The following is a 16,899-nucleotide window of genomic DNA, read 5'->3' on the forward strand; positions in this document are numbered from 1 at the left end:
CAATTTCGCTGGGACTTCTGACTTCTCGGTAGAATTCATTCCGTCTCCACCGCTCACCCGCGCGGTACGTCTCCCCGCACGATTGGTTCCTGCTGTGGCATCTTCCCCGCTTGCCCCATCGTGGTTGCGCGTTCCTGAAGACGTCAATGCCCTGTCCGCTTCGGTCTGGTCCGCAAACGCATCGCGGTCGACGACAGGTGAACTCATGGTCGCCGGGTTGTCTGCTCCAGAGCTCGCCGCCCGGTTCGGCACCCCGGTCTATGTCGTCGACGAAGCGGATGCCCGCGGCAGGGCCGCCGACACCCTCGCGGCCTTCCAGCGCGAGTTCGCTGCCGTCGGGTCGAGCGCGACCGTGTACTACGCCGGCAAGGCGTTCCTCTGCACCGAGGTGGCCCGCTGGGTCGCCGAAGCCGGACTGAACATCGATGTCTGCTCCGGCGGCGAGCTCGCCGTTGCCCTGGCGGCCGGTGTCGACGCGGCACGGCTTGGCCTGCACGGCAACAACAAGTCGCTCGCAGAGATCGACCGGGCCGTCGCCGCCGGCATCGGCGCGATCGTCATCGACAGCCTGCAGGAGATCCCGCGTGTCGCCGCCGCTGCGACCAGACACGGCCGCCGCCAGGGTGTCCGGTTGCGGGTCAACAGCGGTGTGCACGCGCACACCCACGAGTTCCTTGCCACTGCGCACGAAGACCAGAAGTTCGGGTTGCCACTCGAGCACGCCGCTGAGGCGGTCGCCACGATCCGGGGTTTCGATTCGCTCGACTTCTACGGCCTGCACTGCCACATCGGCTCGCAGATCTTCGGCTCGGACGGGTTCGCCGAGTCAGCGGCCAGGCTCCTCGCCGTGCACCGCGATCTGCTCCCAGGCGGGCCGGTTCCCGAACTCAACCTCGGCGGCGGGTTCGGCATCGCGTACACATCGGCAGACGACCCCACCCCGATGGACGAACTCGCCCGCGAGATCGCGCGCATCGTCGCATCCGAGTGTGCCCGTCTCGACATCGCCGTTCCGCGCGTCGCCTTCGAACCGGGCCGCGCGGTCATCGGCCCGTCGACGTTCACGCTTTACGAGGTCGGAACCACCAAGGATGTCGAGGTGCAGACGGATGCCGGCGGTTCAGCCGTTCGGCGCTACGTCAGTGTCGACGGCGGCATGAGCGACAACGCCAGGACGGCGTTGTACGGCGCCGACTACTCCGTACGGCTTGCCGGGCGCTCCTCCGATGCGGAGCCTGCGCTGATCCGCCTCGCAGGCAAGCACTGTGAGTCCGGAGACATCGTCGTCACCGACGACTACCTCCCGGCCGATGTGGCTCCGGGCGACCTCGTCGCGGTGCCGGCCACCGGCGCGTACTGCTGGTCGCTGGCGAGCAACTACAACTATCTGGGACGCCCGCCGGTCGTCGCCGTCCGAGACGGTGTCGCCCGAGTGATCGTCCGCGGTGAGACCGAGTCCGACCTACTGGCGCGAGACGCCGGATTGGATGCACGATGATCGAATACCGCACTGTCCGCGTCGCCCTGCTCGGGGCCGGCTCCGTCGGTTCCCAGGTGGCGAGGCTCCTGCTCGCCAACGGCGATGAACTCGCCGCACGTGCCGGCGCCAAGCTGGAGTTGGTCGGGATCGCCGTGCGCAACCTCGACGCCGACCGTGACGTCGATCTCCCGCGTGAGCTGCTGACGACGGATGCGGAGTCCCTCGTCGTCGGCGCAGACATCGTCATCGAACTCATCGGCGGCATCGAACCCGCCCGTTCCCTCATCCTGCAGGCCATCGGAGCAGGAGCCGACGTCGTCACAGGCAACAAGGCCCTCCTGGCCGCGCACGGACCTGAACTGTTCGCCGCAACCGACCAGGTCGGTGCTGAGATCTACTACGAAGCAGCGGTCGCCGCTGCGATTCCGATCATCCGGCCGCTGCGCGACAGCCTCGCCGGCGACAATGTCAAGCGCATTCTCGCGATCGTCAACGGATCGACGAACTTCATCCTCGACCGCATGGACCGCTTCGGCGACAGCATGGCAGACGCGCAGAAGACCGCGTTCGAGCTCGGCTTCCTGGAGGCAGACCCGACGCTCGACGTCGAGGGCTACGACGCCGCCCAGAAGGCCACCATCCTCGCGAGCCTGGCCTTCCACAGCATCGTCCCCGCCGACCGGGTGCACCGCGAGGGTATCGCAGACATCACCGCCGAGCAGATCGAGGCCGCCCGCAAATCGGGCCACGTCATCAAACTCCTCGCGATCGCGGAGCGTATCACCGATGAGCAGGGTACGGAGGGAATCTCCGCCCGCGTCTATCCTGCGCTCGTCGCGCGGGAGCATCCGCTCGCCGCCGTTCACGGTGGAAACAATGCCGTCTTCGTCGAGGCCGAGGCCGCTGGGCCGCTCATGTTCTACGGGGCAGGGGCCGGGGGAGTGCAGACCGCATCCGCCGTACTCGGCGACCTGGTCTCCGCTGCGCGTCGCCACGTGGCCGGCGGGCCAGGCCTCGGTGAGTCCACCCACGCCGACCTCCCGTTGCTGCCGATCGGCGCCGTGATCACGAAGTACCAGATCACGCTCCGCGTGAGCGACCTCCAGGGTGTGCTGGCCGAAGTCGCATCGACGTTCGCCGCCGGCGGCGTCTCGGTCGAGACCGTCGAGCAGACCGTTGCCGCCGAGGACGAAGGAACAGCGTTCCTCGTCATCGGCACACACGCCGCACGCGAGTACGCACTTCAGGCCACCGTGCGAGCGCTCGAAACAAGCGACGTGGTCGATTCAGTTGTCAGTGTTCTACGAGTTGAAGGAGCCTAGATATGGCCAAGCAGTGGCGCGGAGTTCTGCACGAATATGCAGACCGTCTCGATGTGACAGACAAGACCCCCATCATCAGTCTCGGCGAGGGCGGAACCCCGCTGATCTATGCGGCCGCACTGTCAGCGCGGACCGGCGCGAAGGTCTGGGTGAAGTACGAGGGCATGAACCCCACCGGGTCGTTCAAGGACCGCGGAATGACCATGGCCGTGTCGAAGGCCGTCGAAGCGGGCGCCAAGGCCGTCATCTGCGCCTCGACGGGTAACACGTCGGCATCCGCAGCGGCGTACGCCACCCACGCGGGAATCACCGCCGCCGTGCTCGTTCCCGAGGGCAAGATCGCCATGGGCAAGCTGGCGCAGGCCATCGCGCACAACGCCCAGCTGATCCAGGTGCAGGGAAACTTCGACGACTGTCTCGACATCGCGAGGGAGCTCTCGGCGGGATACCCGGTCCACCTGGTCAACTCGGTGAACAACGACCGGATCGAAGGCCAGAAGACGGCAGCGTTCGAGGTCGTCGAGGTTCTCGAGGACGCTCCTGACTTCCACTTCATCCCCGTCGGCAACGCCGGCAACTACACCGCATACACCCGCGGCTACACCGAAGAGCTCGAGCGCGGGATCAGCACGAAGCTGCCGCGGATGTTCGGCTTCCAGGCCGCAGGCAGCGCCCCGCTCGTCACCGGCAGCGTCGTGAAGAACCCTGAGACCGTCGCCAGTGCCATCCGGATCGGCAACCCGGCGTCGTGGGACCTCGCACTTGCGGCACGCGAGGCGACAGACGGTTACTTCGGAGCGATCGAGGACGACATGATCCTCGCTGCGCAGCGGATCCTCTCAGCCGAGGTCGGCATCTTCGTCGAGCCGGCGTCGGCGATCAGTGTCGCCGGGCTGCTGGAACGTGCCGAAGCAGGCCAGGTGCCCGCCGGTTCCACCGTCGTGCTCACCGTCACCGGCCACGGCCTCAAGGACCCGCAGTGGGCTCTCCGCAACGCAGACGGCGGCGAGATCGCCCCGACGATCGTCCCGGTCGACGTCAGCGAGGTGGCGAGCGTACTCGGACTGGTCAAGGGCACGGCGTGACTCTCACGGGCCGTTCGGTCACGGTCCGCGTCCCGGCCACCTCGGCTAACCTCGGCCCGGGCTTCGACACGCTCGGACTCGCGCTGAGCGTCTACGACGAGGTCACTGTCACCGTTCGGGAGAAGTCCGGCGCCTCCGTCGACGTTCGTGGTGTCGGTGCCGGTGTCGTTCCGACCGATGAGACGAACCTCGTGGTCACGTCGATGGCCTACACATTCGAAGCGATGGGGCAGCCCGTCCCCGGTGTCGACATCATCGCGAACAATGTGATCCCGCACGGCAGGGGGCTCGGCTCGTCCGGCGCAGCCGTCGTCGCAGGCATCGTCGCCGCGAAAGGCCTGCTCGATGGCATCGTCGACATCGACTCGGATGCTCTCCTCCGGATCGCTACCGAGCTGGAGGGGCATCCAGACAACGTGGCACCTGCCCTGTTCGGCGGTCTCACCATCGCCTGGCTCGAAGTGACCGGCCCGCAGCACAAGAAACTGATGGTGCACCGCGGCGTCGCGCCGCTCGTCTTCGTTCCGCAGCACACCCTGTCGACGAAGCTGGCGAGGAGCCTGCAGCCGCTCAGCGTTCCCCATGAGGATGCCGTCTTCAACGTGTCCAGATCGGCGTTGCTGATCGCGGCACTCACGCAGAGCCCTGAGCTTCTGTTCGCTGGCACGGCAGACAAGCTGCACCAGAGTTATCGGGCATCCGCGATGCCGGAGACGGGTCGGCTGGTCTCCCTGCTGCGTGCACACGGTTTCGCAGCGGTCGTCTCGGGAGCCGGGCCCTCGATCCTCGTACTCGCGGACGGTCCGGGTCGACGCCTCGAAGCGGCGGAACTCGTCGCCAGCGAGTCGGAGACGGACTGGGAAGCGATGTTCCTGGCCGTGGATGTGAAGGGCGCGTCCCTTGCGCTCGGCGCGAAGCGCCGCGCGCAGGACGCGAAAGGCGGCAGCCTCAACTAGGCAGTCCCGTGGACGTGACCTCACAGACACCGCCGCGTGCGCGGATCGGGATGCGGCAGCCTCAACTAAGGCAATCTCAAAGACGCGACGTCGATCCGCAACCACGCGGCGGCTCGAGCCTGTACAACTGCAACCCGCAACCCCGCAACGACGAGCGTTCCTTGAATCCGCCCCCGAAGCATCCGCAGTTCCAGGCACACCTCAACTGGGGGCGCGACTCGCGCAAACGCGGGGGTGCGGCGGCATCTCACGGAAGTGATAGAGTTGTGCCGATCCCGACAGGCAACGCCGAACAGGCAAATCTGGCCTTCGGGTGATTTCTGCAAACCCAACGCCATCGCTGAAAAGCAGTGTGTCCCTGTGCTCTGAGGGTCACACGGCGGGTAGGGTGCCAGTCGATCTGACGGACCCTCCTGCATACGCGATGAGCTCTCCTGACGCGTACGTCGCGGATCAGGGGGAAGGAACCCACTCTCAGTGACCAACGTCAACATCCGTATCGATACGGAATCAGGCGCAAACCTGTCATCCCTCAAGGTCTCCGACCTGCAGCTGCTTGCCAGCCGATGGGGGATCCAGGGCGCATCCAAACTTCGCAAGGGGGAACTCGTGGAGAAAATTTCAGAGGCTCAGGCCGCGTCAGAGGTCGACGGGGCAGCGCAGCCCGGCATCCCCCAGGCGGAATTGCCGATCGAAGCCCCGGCTGAATCGCCGGTGCAGGTGGAAGCACCGGCCATCGTCGCCGAGCAGCCCTCGGCAGAGGCCGAGCCGGTAGCTCCCGTCGTCAAGAAGCGTGCTCCCCGCCGTGCGACGACTCAGTCGGCGAAAGAAGCGGCGCCTGTTGCCGCTGCCGGCCACGTCAACTCAGACGACGCAACCAGAAACCCCGAAACTCCCGCTGCTGAACCGCAGAACCCGCCCGTAGCCGATGCGCCGGTCGACGATGCACCTGCCGAGACCGCAGCCCCGCAGCAGCAGGCCGACGGTGACGCTCCGACAGAGGATGCCGGCAACCAGCGTCCGAAGAAGAGCAACCGCCGGGGACGCGGATCGAAGGCAGACCGCGCCGAATCCGGCGACAACCAGGCGGACGCAGCTCCGGTCGAGGCCGAGCAGTCCGACTCGAGCGAGTCGTCTGATGACGCTCCGCAGGAACCCCGCCAGGGTCGTGGCCGTGGCCGTGGCCGCAACCGCAACAACTCCGACCAGGCTCCGGCAGGCGACGAGAAGCAGGGTTCAGACAACCAGGCCCAGAACGATCGCAACCAGAACGATCGAGCCCAGAACGATCGCAACCAGAACGATCGCAACCAGAACGATCGAGCCCAGAACGATCGCAACCAGAACGATCGCGGCCGCAACGCCGACCGGAATGACCGCCAGGGCGAGCGCAACAACGACCGCCAGGGCGAGCGCAACAACGATCGCCAGGCTGACAACGACCGTTCCGGCAACGACCGCAACCGCGACTCGCAGCGCGAACAGCAGGACGAGAGCAGCCGCAACGGCCGCAACCGGTACCGCGACCGCAAGCGTCGCGGCGGAACAGACAACGCCGAATTCGAGCCCGAGATCGCCGATGACGACGTGCTCCTGCCCGTCGCAGGCATCCTCGACGTGCTCGACAACTACGCGTTCGTGCGCACTTCGGGCTACCTGCCCGGCTCAAACGATGTCTACGTGTCGCTCGGTCAGGTCAAGAAGTACAACCTGCGCAAGGGTGACGCCGTCGTCGGAGCCATCCGCCAGCCGCGCGAGAACGACGCCAACGCGCGCCAGAAGTACAACGCGATCGTCAAGGTCGACTCGGTCAACGGGCAGAGCGTCGACGAGGCCGCTGCCCGTGTCGAGTTCGGCAAGCTCACCCCGCTCTACCCGCAGGACCGTCTGCGTCTTGAGACGGAACAGGGCAAGCTCACCCAGCGCATCATCGACCTGATCGCCCCGATCGGCAAGGGACAGCGCGGCCTCATCGTCGCACCGCCCAAAGCAGGCAAGACGATCGTCCTGCAGCAGATCGCCAACGCCATCTCGATCAACAACCCTGAGGTCCACCTCATGGTCGTTCTCGTCGACGAGCGCCCTGAAGAAGTCACCGACATGCAGCGCACGGTGAAGGGTGAGGTCATCGCCTCCACCTTCGACCGTCCGGCCGAGGACCACACCACGGTCGCCGAGCTCGCCATCGAGCGGGCCAAGCGGCTTGTTGAACTCGGACACGACGTCGTTGTGCTTCTCGACTCGATCACCCGCCTCGGCCGTGCATACAACCTGGCAGCGCCGACCTCGGGTCGCATCCTGTCTGGCGGCGTCGACGCATCCGCTCTCTACCCGCCGAAGCGTTTCTTCGGTGCTGCGCGCAACATCGAGAACGGTGGCTCTCTCACCATCCTCGCCACGGCGCTCGTCGAGACCGGGTCCAAGATGGACGAGGTCATCTTCGAAGAGTTCAAGGGCACCGGAAACTCCGAACTCCGACTGTCACGCCAGCTTGCGGACAAGCGGATCTTCCCGGCCGTCGACGTCAACGCCTCGTCGACCCGTCGCGAAGAGATGCTGCTCGGTGCAGACGAGGTCCGTGTGACCTGGAAGCTTCGTCGTGCCCTTGCCGGACTCGACCAGCAGCAGGCACTCGAGGTCGTTCTTGGCAAGCTCAAGGAGACCCAGTCGAACGTCGAGTTCCTCGTTCAGATGCAGAAGTCGATGCCGGCACCCGTTGCGGGCACCGGGCACAGCCACGGACACGAACGCGACCACCGCTAGCTGGGCAGACGAACCCGTTTGCTCCGGCAGGCACCCTTCGAGGGTGTCGGCTGGAGCAGACGGGTTTTCTCGTTCCTCAGCAGGCAGGTAGACAATCGCACAGAACGGAAGACAATGTTTGAATCGGTACAGGTACTGATCGACGAGCACAAGGATCTGCAGGACCAGCTCGCTGACCCCGCCGTCCACGCGGATCCGGCTCGATCGAAGAAGATCAACCGACGCTACGCCGAGCTGTCGAAGATCCTCGCGGCGCACAGCGCGTGGCTCGAGGTCCAGGACGACCTGGCCGCAGCCCGCGAGCTCGCGAAGGAAGACGACGCATTCGCCGAGGAGGTTCCCGGTCTCGAAGAGGGTCTCGCAACGGCGCAGGAGAAGCTCCGCCGGCTGCTGATCCCGCGCGACCCCGACGACGGACGTGACGTCATCATGGAGATCAAGGGTGGAGAGGGCGGCGCCGAAAGCGCACTATTCGCCGCCGACCTGCTTCGGATGTACCTGCACTACGCCGAGTCGAAGGGCTGGAAGACGGAACTCCTCGAACGGACCGAAAGCGACCTCGGCGGTTACAAGGACGTTCAGGTCGCCATCAAGTCCAACGCGACCGATCCCTCGCAGGGAGTCTGGGCGCACCTCAAGTACGAGGGCGGCGTGCATCGCGTCCAGCGCGTTCCGGCGACCGAGTCGCAGGGACGCATCCACACCTCGACCACCGGCGTGCTGGTGTTCCCTGAGGTCGATGCGCCCGAAGAGGTCGAGATCAGCCAGAACGATCTGAAGATCGACGTCTACCGGTCGAGCGGTCCTGGCGGACAGTCGGTCAACACGACGGACTCCGCTGTGCGCATCACCCACCTCCCGACCGGCATCGTCGTCGCGATGCAGAACGAGAAGAGCCAGCTGCAGAACCGTGAGGCCGGAATGCGTGTTCTCCGTGCCCGCATCCTCGCGCGCCAGCAGGAGGAGCAGGCTGAGCTCGACAGTGCCAAGCGCAAGACCCAGATCCGCACGATGGACCGGTCGGAGCGCATCCGCACCTACAACTTCCCCGAGAACCGGATCGCTGACCACCGCACCGGCTACAAGGCCTACAACCTCGACGCGGTCATCAACGGGGCGCTCGACCCGCTCATCGAGTCGGCCATCCGTGCCGACGAAGAGGCGCGCCTCGCCGACATCGGCGACCAGGGCTGACGCTCGCTTTCATCTCCCGCACGCCGGCCATCCATCGACGGTGGCCGGCCGGTATGCGGATGGTCGTCGTGGCATCCGTTCGTCCGTCATGAATGGTGGATTCGGCGGCGGTTTGTCGACGTGTGCGACGGATGAATGCGGCTCGCGGTGGGCGGCATCCGTTCGTCCGTCGCGAATGGTGGGTTTGACGACTGATCTCCGGCACATGCGACGGATGAATGCGGCTCGCGGTGGGCGGCATCCGTTCGTCCGTCACGAATGGTGGGTTTGACGACTGATCTCCGGCACATGCGACGGATGAATGCGGCGCGCGGTGGGCGGCATCCGTTCGTCCGTCGCGAATGGTGGTTATGGCGTCGGGTGACAGCGGTTTGTGTCCGCCGCGCGACGACCACCACACCGATCGCTAGATGTGGTACTCCGGCTCGGTTAGACCGTACGTCTTGCCCGGCACACGCGGGCGCGCGACCGCGGGCACTCCCACGAGGAGCGACTGCGCAGGTGCATCCTTGGTGACGACCGCGTTTGCTCCGACGATGCTGCCCGCTCCGACGATGACGGGACCGATGATCTTCGCTCCGGCCCCCACCTGCACTCCGTTCCCCAGCGTCGGATGCCGCTTCTCGCGGCCGCGGGATTTTCCGCCCAATGTGACGCTGTGGTACATCATCACGTCGTCGCCGATCTCTGCCGTCTCACCGATGACGACGCCCATGCCGTGGTCGATGAAGAAGCGTCGGCCGATGACGGCACCCGGATGGATCTCGACTCCGGTGAGGAACCGGGCGAACTGCGAGAGCAGGCGCGCAGGCATCCTGGCGCCCATCGACCACAGCCGATGGGTCAGCCGGTACGCCCACACGGCGTGGAGGCCGGAGTAGGTGAGGAATATCTCCACCGACCCGCGCGCGGCAGGATCGTGCACGCGCGCGGCTCGGAGATCTTCCCGGATTCGGGAGAGAATGGGCACTAGTCGGCGAGATCCGACCAGAGCGGCGTCGAGATGTACCGCTCGCCGGTGTCGCAGACGATGGCGACGATCCGCTTGCCGGCGTTCTCGGGACGCTTCGCCAGCTCGGTGGCTGCCCAGATGATGGCACCGGACGAGATGCCGGCCAGGATGCCTTCTTCTGCTGCGAGTCGTTTGGCGACCCTGATCGAGTCGTCGAACGACACGTCGATGACCTCGTCGTAGATGGTGGTGTCGAGGATCTCCGGAACGAAGTTCGCGCCGATTCCCTGGATCTTGTGCGGGCCGGGTGCTCCTCCGTTGAGGATGGGGGAGTCGACAGGCTCGACCGCGACGACCTTCACGTCGGGCTTGCGCTGCTTGAGCACCTGACCGACCCCGGTGATGGTTCCGCCGGTGCCCACTCCGGCGATGAAGATGTCGATGTCACCGTCGGTGTCGCGCCAGATCTCTTCCGCTGTCGTCTTGCGGTGGATCTCGGCGTTCGCCTCGTTCGCGAACTGCTTGGCCAGGATCGCACCCGGCGTCGCTTCGACGATCTCTTCTGCGCGGGCGACAGCACCCTTCATGCCGAGAGCGGGTTCGGTCAGCACCAGTTCGGCGCCGAAGGCGCGCAGCAGCACCCGACGTTCCGAGCTCATCGACGCGGGCATCGTGAGGATGACCTTGTATCCGCGCGCGGCGCCGACGAGTGCGAGCGCGATGCCGGTGTTGCCGCTCGTGCCTTCGACAATGGTCCCGCCGGGCTTCAGCGCGCCGGCCGCCTCCGCTGCGTCGACGATCGCGACACCGAGGCGATCCTTCACGCTCGAGCCGGGGTTGTAGTACTCCAGTTTCGCGAGAACGGTGGCTCCTGCGCCATCCGTCACGCGGTTCAACTGAACGAGCGGGGTGTTTCCGAACGCCTCGGTGATATTGGCGTGAATTTTGCCGGCCACGTATATGCTCCTTGGGTTATGGTCCGCGCACCAGCGCGGTGTCGGGGTTACAGCTTATTCCCCGGTGCAACCGGCGGGCGGTTCATGACATTCCGGACGCCACCGGATTGCGGCGGGTAGGCTCGATCTGCAAACGTCCTCTCGACAGAACAGGCCACCATCGTCATGACCACGAGACCCGCGACCGTTGCCGCGCTCGTCAGGCAGGCGACCGAGCAGCTGGCCGCTTCGGGCGTTCCGAGCCCGGAGGTCGACGCTGAGTTGCTCGTCGGGCATGTTGTCGGACTCGGCAGGGGAGAGGTCCAGGCCGCGGGACTCACCGGACGGGCCGTCACCGAAACGGATGCCGCGGCGATCGCCGCATTCGTCGAACGCCGGGCTTCCCGGGAGCCGTTGCAGCACATCCTCGGCCGGGCCGCGTTCCGTTCCCTCGAACTCGCCGTCGGGCCCGGCGTCTTCGTGCCGCGGCCGGAGACCGAACAGGTCGTCCAGTTCGCGATCGACGCTCTGAGATCCATGCCGGATCCGGAACCGATCGGCATCGACCTCGGAACCGGCTCTGGCGCCATCGCGCTCGCGATGGCCACAGAGATCCCTCACGCCCGCATCTTCGCCGTCGAGAACTCCGTCGACGCCTTCCTCTGGGCGCGACAGAACTTCACCGAGACGAACGCGCCGAACGCGACACTGGTTTTCAACGACCTGGCCATGGCTTTCCCCGAACTCGACGGTCAGGTCGCCGTCGTGATCTCGAACCCGCCGTACGTTCCGGATGCCGCGATACCACGTGACCCCGAGGTGCGGTTCTTCGATCCGGCTGCGGCGCTGTATGGGGGAGAGGACGGTCTCGATGTCGTTCGCCAGCTCTCGTCGACGGCTGCGCGCCTTCTCCGGCCTGGTGGCACTCTCGTGATCGAGCACGGTGAGCTGCAGGGTGCTGCTATTCGAAGCATCCTCACCGGCGACGGCTGGCGTGCAGCAGCGACGTTCAGGGATCTCAGCCAGCGTGATCGCACCACCACGGCTGTTCGCGGCGACAACCACACCTGATCAGGCCGGTGCAGGTGGCGTTCGCGGCATCCTCTCACCCGTCCCGGGATAGAATCGGCGAGATGTCCAGACTCTTCGACTGTTCCCAGGATTCCGACCTCCTCACCGGCATGCGGCTCGCACGGGCGGCTGTTCGTCGTGGGGATCTCGTCGTGCTCCCCACGGACACGGTGTACGGCGTTGCCGCAGACGCGTTCTCGCCGAAGGCCGTGCAGAAGCTGCTCGATGCGAAGGGTCGCACCCGCCAGTCACCACCTCCGGTGCTCGTCCCAGGAATCGCGACGCTCGAAGCCCTCGCCGCCGAGATTCCGGATGCCGTCCGCCAGCTGGTCGACGCCTTCTGGCCCGGCGGCCTGACCATCGTGCTTCCCGCTCAGCCGTCGCTGGCCTGGGACCTCGGAGACACCGACGGCACGGTCGCCGTCCGGATGCCAGACAACCGCATCGCCCTCGAACTGCTCGAAGAGACCGGGCCGCTCGCCGTCTCGAGTGCCAATCTCACCGGCAAGCCCGCTGCGACGACGGCGGGCGAGGCGCTCGACATGCTCGGCGACTCCGTCGACACCTACCTCGATGGCGGCCCGAGCGCGTCGACAGCGTCGACCATCGTCGACGCCACCGCTCTCAGTGCCCCCGGCGGCACGGTCACCGTCCTCCGCGAAGGTGCCGTCACTCGTGAACAGCTCAGGGAGGTCCTCGGTGACCTGCTCGAGTCGCCTCCGTCAGGCGACGGTGATCCCGCCGCATGATTCTCTACGCCCTGATCGCGCTCGCCACGGCCGTGATCACCTACGTGCTCTCGCTCGTGGTCTACAAGGTGGCTCTGCGCTACAAGCTCTATCCGGCGATCCGCGAGCGTGACGTGCATACCCGCCCGACCCCCCGGCTCGGCGGAGTCGCGATGTTCATCGGGGTGCTGGCGGCATTCGCCCTCGCCTACGGAATCTCGCGGGTGACGCCATTCTTCGAGCAGACGTTCAACCCGCCGGGGTCGATCCTCGCCATCCTCGGTGCCGCACTGATCATCGTGCTCATCGGTATCGCCGACGACCTGTGGGACCTCGACTGGATGATCAAGCTGGCCGCCCAGTTCATGGCGGCGGGGCTCATCGCCTGGCTGGGTGTGCAGATCTACTCGCTCCCCATCGGCGGGCTCACCGTCGGGTCCTCCTGGATGTCTGCCGCGCTCACCGTGTTCACCATCGTGCTGGTGATGAACGCCGTCAACTTCATCGACGGGCTCGACGGTCTCGTCGCCGGTGTCGGTCTCATCGCCAACGGGGTGTTCCTCGTCTACGGCTACCTGCTGGTGCGTGACCTCGGCCAGTCGACGTTCTTCAACCTCTCGCTTCTCATCTCCGCCGTCCTCGTCGGTGTCTGCGCCGGATTCCTGCCACTCAACTGGCATCCGGCGAAGATGTTCATGGGGGATGCCGGTGCGCTGCTGGTCGGGCTGCTCATGGCCACGTCCGCCGTGGCGATCACCGGCCAGATCGACCCGTCAGCGCTCAACGGCGACCCGACCGTCGGCGGGGTCGGCCGCAGCCAGCTGATCGGTGCGTTCATTCCGATCATCCTCCCGTTCGCCATCCTCGTCGTTCCCCTGCTCGACTTCGCCCTGGCGGTCTTCCGCCGGCTGCGCGCGGGCAAATCGCCGTTCAGCGCCGACCGGATGCACCTCCACCACCGGCTGCTCGACATGGGGCACTCCCACCTCCACGCCGTGCTCATCTTCTACGCCTGGACCACGGTCATCGCGTTGTCATGCCTGCTCTTCTTCGTGTTCCAGCCGTACTGGTTCGGGCTCGGTTTCCTGATTCTCGGGGTCGTGGTCTGTACCATCGTCACCCTCGCCCCTCTCGGTCGCCGGAAGGCGGCTGAGGTCACCGCTCAGAGCGCGCACGAAGGCACCGGTGAGGCAGACAGCCTCGCCGTTTACGACCCGCTCGACGAAGCATCAGGCGAACTCGACCCAGAGGCGACTCTGCCAGAACCGATCGTCACAACCCCCAAGGACCCCCGATGAAGTCAACAGCCGTGTTCCGAACCATCCTCGTCTGGGGAGGGCTCCTGACCCTGGCCATCGCGGTGCTCGCGAGTGGGATCGGGTTCCTCGTCGACGGGACCAACGGGCTGGTGAGCGCACTCGTCGGAACTCTGATGTCCGCGGTGTTCCTCGGGATCACCGGTGCGTCGATCCTCTTCGCCAACCGCTTCTACGGCCGCGATATGTATGTCCCCATCTTCTTCGGAGTGGTGATGGGCGGCTGGATCGTCAAGTTCATCGTCTTCCTGGTGCTCGTCGTCGTGCTCAAGGAGCAGACGACGCTCAACACCACCGTCCTGTTCCTCAGCATCCTTGCCAGCGTCATCGGAGGGCTCGTCATCGACGTCGTGGTCATAGCCCGATCACGGATTCCGTACGTCAGCGACGCGAAGGAACCGAGCACACACAGCCACTCCGATTAACTTGCATCTCGATTCGTTCGACGCGCCATCGTTTGCTAGAGTTACTGAAAGAATCCCCCACCGAAATTGACGCGATCAGCGTCGCCCGCGTGGTGGAAAGCCCACGATTGTAATCGCGAGAGCCTTGCTCCACGCCCGAACCAGGAGAGCGCGCTGCTAGCTAACGCTGTGAACGTCTTCGTTCCTACCGCAACCGATGATGGCACTTTCCACGGGCCCTCGATCGACGAATTCTTCCCGCCGGTCATCTTCTTCGAAGGTACCAACTTCGAGATCAACCGCATCATCCTGATCCGGTTCATCGCTGTGCTGGCGATCCTGCTCATCTTCTGGCTCGGAACGCGCCGCATGAAGGTCATCCCCGGTCGCGGTCAGTCCCTCGTCGAAATGGGACTCGACTTCGTCCGAGTGAACATCGCAGAAGACCTGCTGGGCAAGAAAGACGGCAAGCGGTTCCTGCCGCTTCTCACCACGATCTTCTTCATGGTGCTGTTCATGAACATCACCGGCATCATCCCGTTCCTCAACATCGCGGGAACGTCGGTCATCGGTGTGCCGCTCGTTCTGGCTGTCGTTGCCTACGTGGCCTTCATCTACGCCGGCGTCAAGAAGAGCCCGTCGAACTTCTTCCGGAACGCACTCTTCCCGCCCGGAGTTCCCAAGTTCCTCTACATCATCGTCACGCCGATCGAATTCCTCTCGGCTTTCGTCCTGCGTCCGGTCACCCTGACCCTGCGACTTCTCATGAACATGGTCGTCGGCCACCTTCTGCTGGTCCTGTTCTTCTCGGCCACGCAGTTCTTCTTCTTCAACGCTGACGGACTCTTCAAGCTGTTCGGTCTGGGGACGATCGCCTTCGGCTTCGTCTTCACGCTCTTCGAAATCCTCGTCGCCGTACTTCAGGCGTACGTCTTCGCCCTGCTTACTGCTGTTTACATCCAGCTCGCGCTGGCTGAGGAACACTAACAACGTCTTCGGCGCCCGCCGAAGACGCTCATCACGGAAGGAAACATCACGTGGACGCAACAACCGTTCTCGCCGAGATCAACGGAAACATCGCGACGGTCGGTTACGGTCTCGCAGCAATCGGACCCGCCATCGGCGTGGGTATCGTCGTTGGCAAGACCATCGAAGGCGTCGCTCGTCAGCCTGAGCTCGCCGGTCGACTGCAGGTGCTGATGTACATCGGTATCGCATTCACCGAGGCGCTCGCCTTCATCGGTATCGCAACCTACTTCATCTTCACTAACTAGTCTCTTCAACGTCTCAGAAGGAGGCAAGATGCTCAACGCACTCGTTGTGGCGGCCGAAGAAGGCGAGGCTGTGAACCCTCTCATTCCCGCGCCGTACGACATCATCTGGTCTGCGCTCTGCTTCGTCGTCATCCTGTTCGCCTTCTGGAAGGTCTTCCTTCCCAAGATGCAGACCATGCTCGACGAGCGTTCAGCAGCCATCGAGGGCAACATCGCGAAGGCCGACGAGGCACAGCGACAGGCCGAAGCCGCGCTCGAGCAGTACACCGCTCAGCTGGCCGAGGCTCGCCAGGAGGCTGGAAAGATTCGCGAGTCCGCTCGTGAAGACGGCAAGCAGATCGTCGCAGAGGCCCGCACCCAGGCCACGGTAGAGGCCCAGCGCGTCACCGTGAGCGCCCAGGCGCAGATCGAGGCCGAGCGTCAGTCAGCTCTCGTTTCGCTTCGCAGCGAAGTGGGAACGCTGGCCATCGACCTCGCCGGCAACGTCATCGGCGAGACCCTCGCAGACGACGCTAAGGCAACGGCCATCGTCGACCGCTTCCTCGCTGACCTCGAAGCTTCGGAGAAGGCAAAAAACTAATGGGAAGTGCAACTCGGGAAGCTCTGGCTTCGTCGAAGAAGGCTCTGTCTGAGCTCGGAACGACCGACCTGACCACGGTCAGCGAGATCTTCGCTGCCGGTCGGGTCGTCGGCGACTCCGGTCAGCTGCGGTCGCTCCTCGCGGACCCGTCCGCTGAGAGCCAGGTCAAGGAATCGGTCATCGACCGGGTCTTCGGCCCACGGCTGGGCGCCCAGGCTGTCAGCCTGCTTCGCGACCTCGTTGGAGCTCGCTGGTCGAACTCCGACGACCTCCTCGGCGGTATCGAGGAACTCGGCCTCCGGGCAGCTGCGCTCTCAGCCGGTCCCGATGCACGCATCGAAGCCCAGCTCTTCTCCTTCGGACAGGTCGTCTCGTCCGACGCGGAACTCGAGCTCGCGCTCGGCTCGAAGCTCGGCGCACAAAATTCCAAGGCCGCGCTGGTCGAGAGTCTTCTCGCCGGCAAGGGGTCGACGGAGATCGTCGAAATCGTCAAGCACCTCGTGCTGCAGCCGCGGGGTCGCCGCATCGGTGAATTGCTTCGCCACGCGGCATCCGTCGTCGCTGACCAGAACGGCTTCATCGTCGCTACGGTCACCGGTGCGTCAGCTCTCGGAACAGCCCAGCTCGAACGCCTCGAGAAAGGCCTCGCCGCGCAGTACGGGCGGGCAGTCCGACTCAACCAGGTCGTCGACCCAGCCGTCATCGGAGGCCTGCGTGTGCAGGTCGGCGACGACGTCATCGACGGCAGCATCGCCTCGCGCCTCGGCGAACTCAGACTTCAGCTTGCTGGCTAACGCCAGTACAACGTAGGGGACATGCGTCTCCACACAGATAGGGAA

General features: G+C 65.3%; 16 protein-coding genes. 14 read left to right on the forward strand and 2 right to left on the reverse strand.

Features of this window, described 5'->3' with window-relative positions:
• Positions 1 to 94 precede the first annotated feature (94 nt).
• The 6 genes from lysA to prfA all read left to right on the forward strand — a co-directional run bounded on the left by lysA (position 95) and on the right by prfA (position 8,800).
• A complete protein-coding gene (gene lysA / locus IWX78_RS13105; RefSeq protein WP_196833979.1) occupies positions 95 to 1,498 on the forward strand; it encodes a diaminopimelate decarboxylase in 1,404 nt (467 codons plus the stop codon).
• Entirely contained in the window at positions 1,495 to 2,802 is a 1,308-nt protein-coding gene (locus tag IWX78_RS13110) for a homoserine dehydrogenase (protein ID WP_196833980.1), read from the forward strand. The genes lysA and IWX78_RS13110 overlap by 4 nt, the downstream gene beginning before the upstream one ends.
• 2 nt (positions 2,803 to 2,804) lie before the next feature.
• The gene (thrC, locus tag IWX78_RS13115; RefSeq protein WP_196833981.1) at positions 2,805 to 3,887 is read left to right on the forward strand and encodes a threonine synthase; all 1,083 of its coding nucleotides are present in this window, start codon (positions 2,805 to 2,807) and stop codon (positions 3,885 to 3,887) included.
• Positions 3,884 to 4,843: a homoserine kinase gene (thrB, locus tag IWX78_RS13120; protein WP_196833982.1), complete on the forward strand. Its 960-nt coding sequence runs from the start codon at positions 3,884 to 3,886 to the stop codon at positions 4,841 to 4,843. Before thrC ends, thrB begins: the two co-directional genes overlap by 4 nt.
• 477 nt (positions 4,844 to 5,320) lie before the next feature.
• On the forward strand, positions 5,321 to 7,606 hold the full coding sequence (gene rho, locus IWX78_RS13125) for a transcription termination factor Rho (RefSeq protein WP_196833983.1): 2,286 nt from the start codon (positions 5,321 to 5,323) through the stop codon (positions 7,604 to 7,606).
• Between the two features lie 114 nt (positions 7,607 to 7,720).
• Positions 7,721 to 8,800: a peptide chain release factor 1 gene (gene prfA, locus IWX78_RS13130; protein ID WP_196833984.1), complete on the forward strand. Its 1,080-nt coding sequence runs from the start codon at positions 7,721 to 7,723 to the stop codon at positions 8,798 to 8,800.
• A 406-nt stretch (positions 8,801 to 9,206) separates the two neighbouring features.
• Here the strand turns inward: prfA and epsC are convergent, their stop codons facing one another.
• Both epsC and cysK read right to left on the reverse strand, forming a co-directional pair.
• Complete coding sequence (epsC, locus tag IWX78_RS13135; RefSeq protein WP_196833985.1) at positions 9,207 to 9,770, reverse strand: serine O-acetyltransferase EpsC; 564 nt, start codon at positions 9,768 to 9,770, stop codon at positions 9,207 to 9,209.
• The gene (cysK, locus tag IWX78_RS13140) at positions 9,770 to 10,708 is read right to left on the reverse strand and encodes a cysteine synthase A (RefSeq protein WP_196833986.1); all 939 of its coding nucleotides are present in this window, start codon (positions 10,706 to 10,708) and stop codon (positions 9,770 to 9,772) included. The genes epsC and cysK overlap by 1 nt, the downstream gene beginning before the upstream one ends.
• A gap of 165 nt (positions 10,709 to 10,873) precedes the next feature.
• Here cysK and prmC point away from each other — a divergent pair, with 165 nt between their 5' ends.
• The 8 genes from prmC (at position 10,874) to IWX78_RS13180 (ending at position 16,854) form a co-directional block, all read left to right on the forward strand.
• Positions 10,874 to 11,758 carry a peptide chain release factor N(5)-glutamine methyltransferase gene (gene prmC / locus IWX78_RS13145; RefSeq protein ID WP_196833987.1) on the forward strand — a complete coding sequence of 295 codons (885 nt, stop codon included), beginning with the start codon at positions 10,874 to 10,876 and terminating at the stop codon, positions 11,756 to 11,758.
• 62 nt (positions 11,759 to 11,820) lie between these two features.
• On the forward strand, positions 11,821 to 12,507 hold the full coding sequence (locus tag IWX78_RS13150; protein ID WP_196833988.1) for an L-threonylcarbamoyladenylate synthase: 687 nt from the start codon (positions 11,821 to 11,823) through the stop codon (positions 12,505 to 12,507).
• Complete coding sequence (locus IWX78_RS13155) at positions 12,504 to 13,784, forward strand: MraY family glycosyltransferase (RefSeq protein WP_196833989.1); 1,281 nt, start codon at positions 12,504 to 12,506, stop codon at positions 13,782 to 13,784. The genes IWX78_RS13150 and IWX78_RS13155 overlap by 4 nt, the downstream gene beginning before the upstream one ends.
• Positions 13,781 to 14,227, forward strand: a complete 447-nt coding sequence (locus IWX78_RS13160) for a hypothetical protein (protein WP_196833990.1) — start codon at positions 13,781 to 13,783, stop codon at positions 14,225 to 14,227. Before IWX78_RS13155 ends, IWX78_RS13160 begins: the two co-directional genes overlap by 4 nt.
• A 168-nt stretch (positions 14,228 to 14,395) precedes the next feature.
• Positions 14,396 to 15,193: a F0F1 ATP synthase subunit A gene (atpB, locus tag IWX78_RS13165; RefSeq protein WP_196833991.1), complete on the forward strand. Its 798-nt coding sequence runs from the start codon at positions 14,396 to 14,398 to the stop codon at positions 15,191 to 15,193.
• 50 nt (positions 15,194 to 15,243) lie between these two features.
• A complete protein-coding gene (gene atpE / locus IWX78_RS13170; protein WP_079728361.1) occupies positions 15,244 to 15,480 on the forward strand; it encodes an ATP synthase F0 subunit C in 237 nt (78 codons plus the stop codon).
• Positions 15,481 to 15,508: 28 nt separating this feature from the next.
• On the forward strand, positions 15,509 to 16,060 hold the full coding sequence (locus tag IWX78_RS13175; RefSeq protein WP_196833992.1) for a F0F1 ATP synthase subunit B: 552 nt from the start codon (positions 15,509 to 15,511) through the stop codon (positions 16,058 to 16,060).
• Positions 16,060 to 16,854 carry a F0F1 ATP synthase subunit delta gene (locus tag IWX78_RS13180; protein ID WP_196833993.1) on the forward strand — a complete coding sequence of 265 codons (795 nt, stop codon included), beginning with the start codon at positions 16,060 to 16,062 and terminating at the stop codon, positions 16,852 to 16,854. The genes IWX78_RS13175 and IWX78_RS13180 overlap by 1 nt, the downstream gene beginning before the upstream one ends.
• Positions 16,855 to 16,899 lie beyond the last annotated feature (45 nt).

Origin of the sequence: Mycetocola sp. CAN_C7, assembly GCF_015752285.1 — a bacterium.
Classification (GTDB): domain Bacteria; phylum Actinomycetota; class Actinomycetes; order Actinomycetales; family Microbacteriaceae; genus Mycetocola_A.

Bases quoted from the DNA above. Each gene is read 5' to 3' on its own strand.
- IWX78_RS13110 (WP_196833980.1), top strand. From the start codon at position 1,495: ATGATCGAATACCGCACTGTCCGCGTCGCCCTGCTCGGGGCCGGCTCC.
- thrC (WP_196833981.1), top strand. From the start codon at position 2,805: ATGGCCAAGCAGTGGCGCGGAGTTCTGCACGAATATGCAGACCGTCTC.
- prfA (WP_196833984.1), top strand. From the start codon at position 7,721: ATGTTTGAATCGGTACAGGTACTGATCGACGAGCACAAGGATCTGCAG.
- prmC (WP_196833987.1), top strand. From the start codon at position 10,874: ATGACCACGAGACCCGCGACCGTTGCCGCGCTCGTCAGGCAGGCGACC.
- IWX78_RS13150 (WP_196833988.1), top strand. From the start codon at position 11,821: ATGTCCAGACTCTTCGACTGTTCCCAGGATTCCGACCTCCTCACCGGC.
- IWX78_RS13155 (WP_196833989.1), top strand. From the start codon at position 12,504: ATGATTCTCTACGCCCTGATCGCGCTCGCCACGGCCGTGATCACCTAC.
- IWX78_RS13160 (WP_196833990.1), top strand. From the start codon at position 13,781: ATGAAGTCAACAGCCGTGTTCCGAACCATCCTCGTCTGGGGAGGGCTC.
- IWX78_RS13175 (WP_196833992.1), top strand. From the start codon at position 15,509: ATGCTCAACGCACTCGTTGTGGCGGCCGAAGAAGGCGAGGCTGTGAAC.
- IWX78_RS13180 (WP_196833993.1), top strand. From the start codon at position 16,060: ATGGGAAGTGCAACTCGGGAAGCTCTGGCTTCGTCGAAGAAGGCTCTG.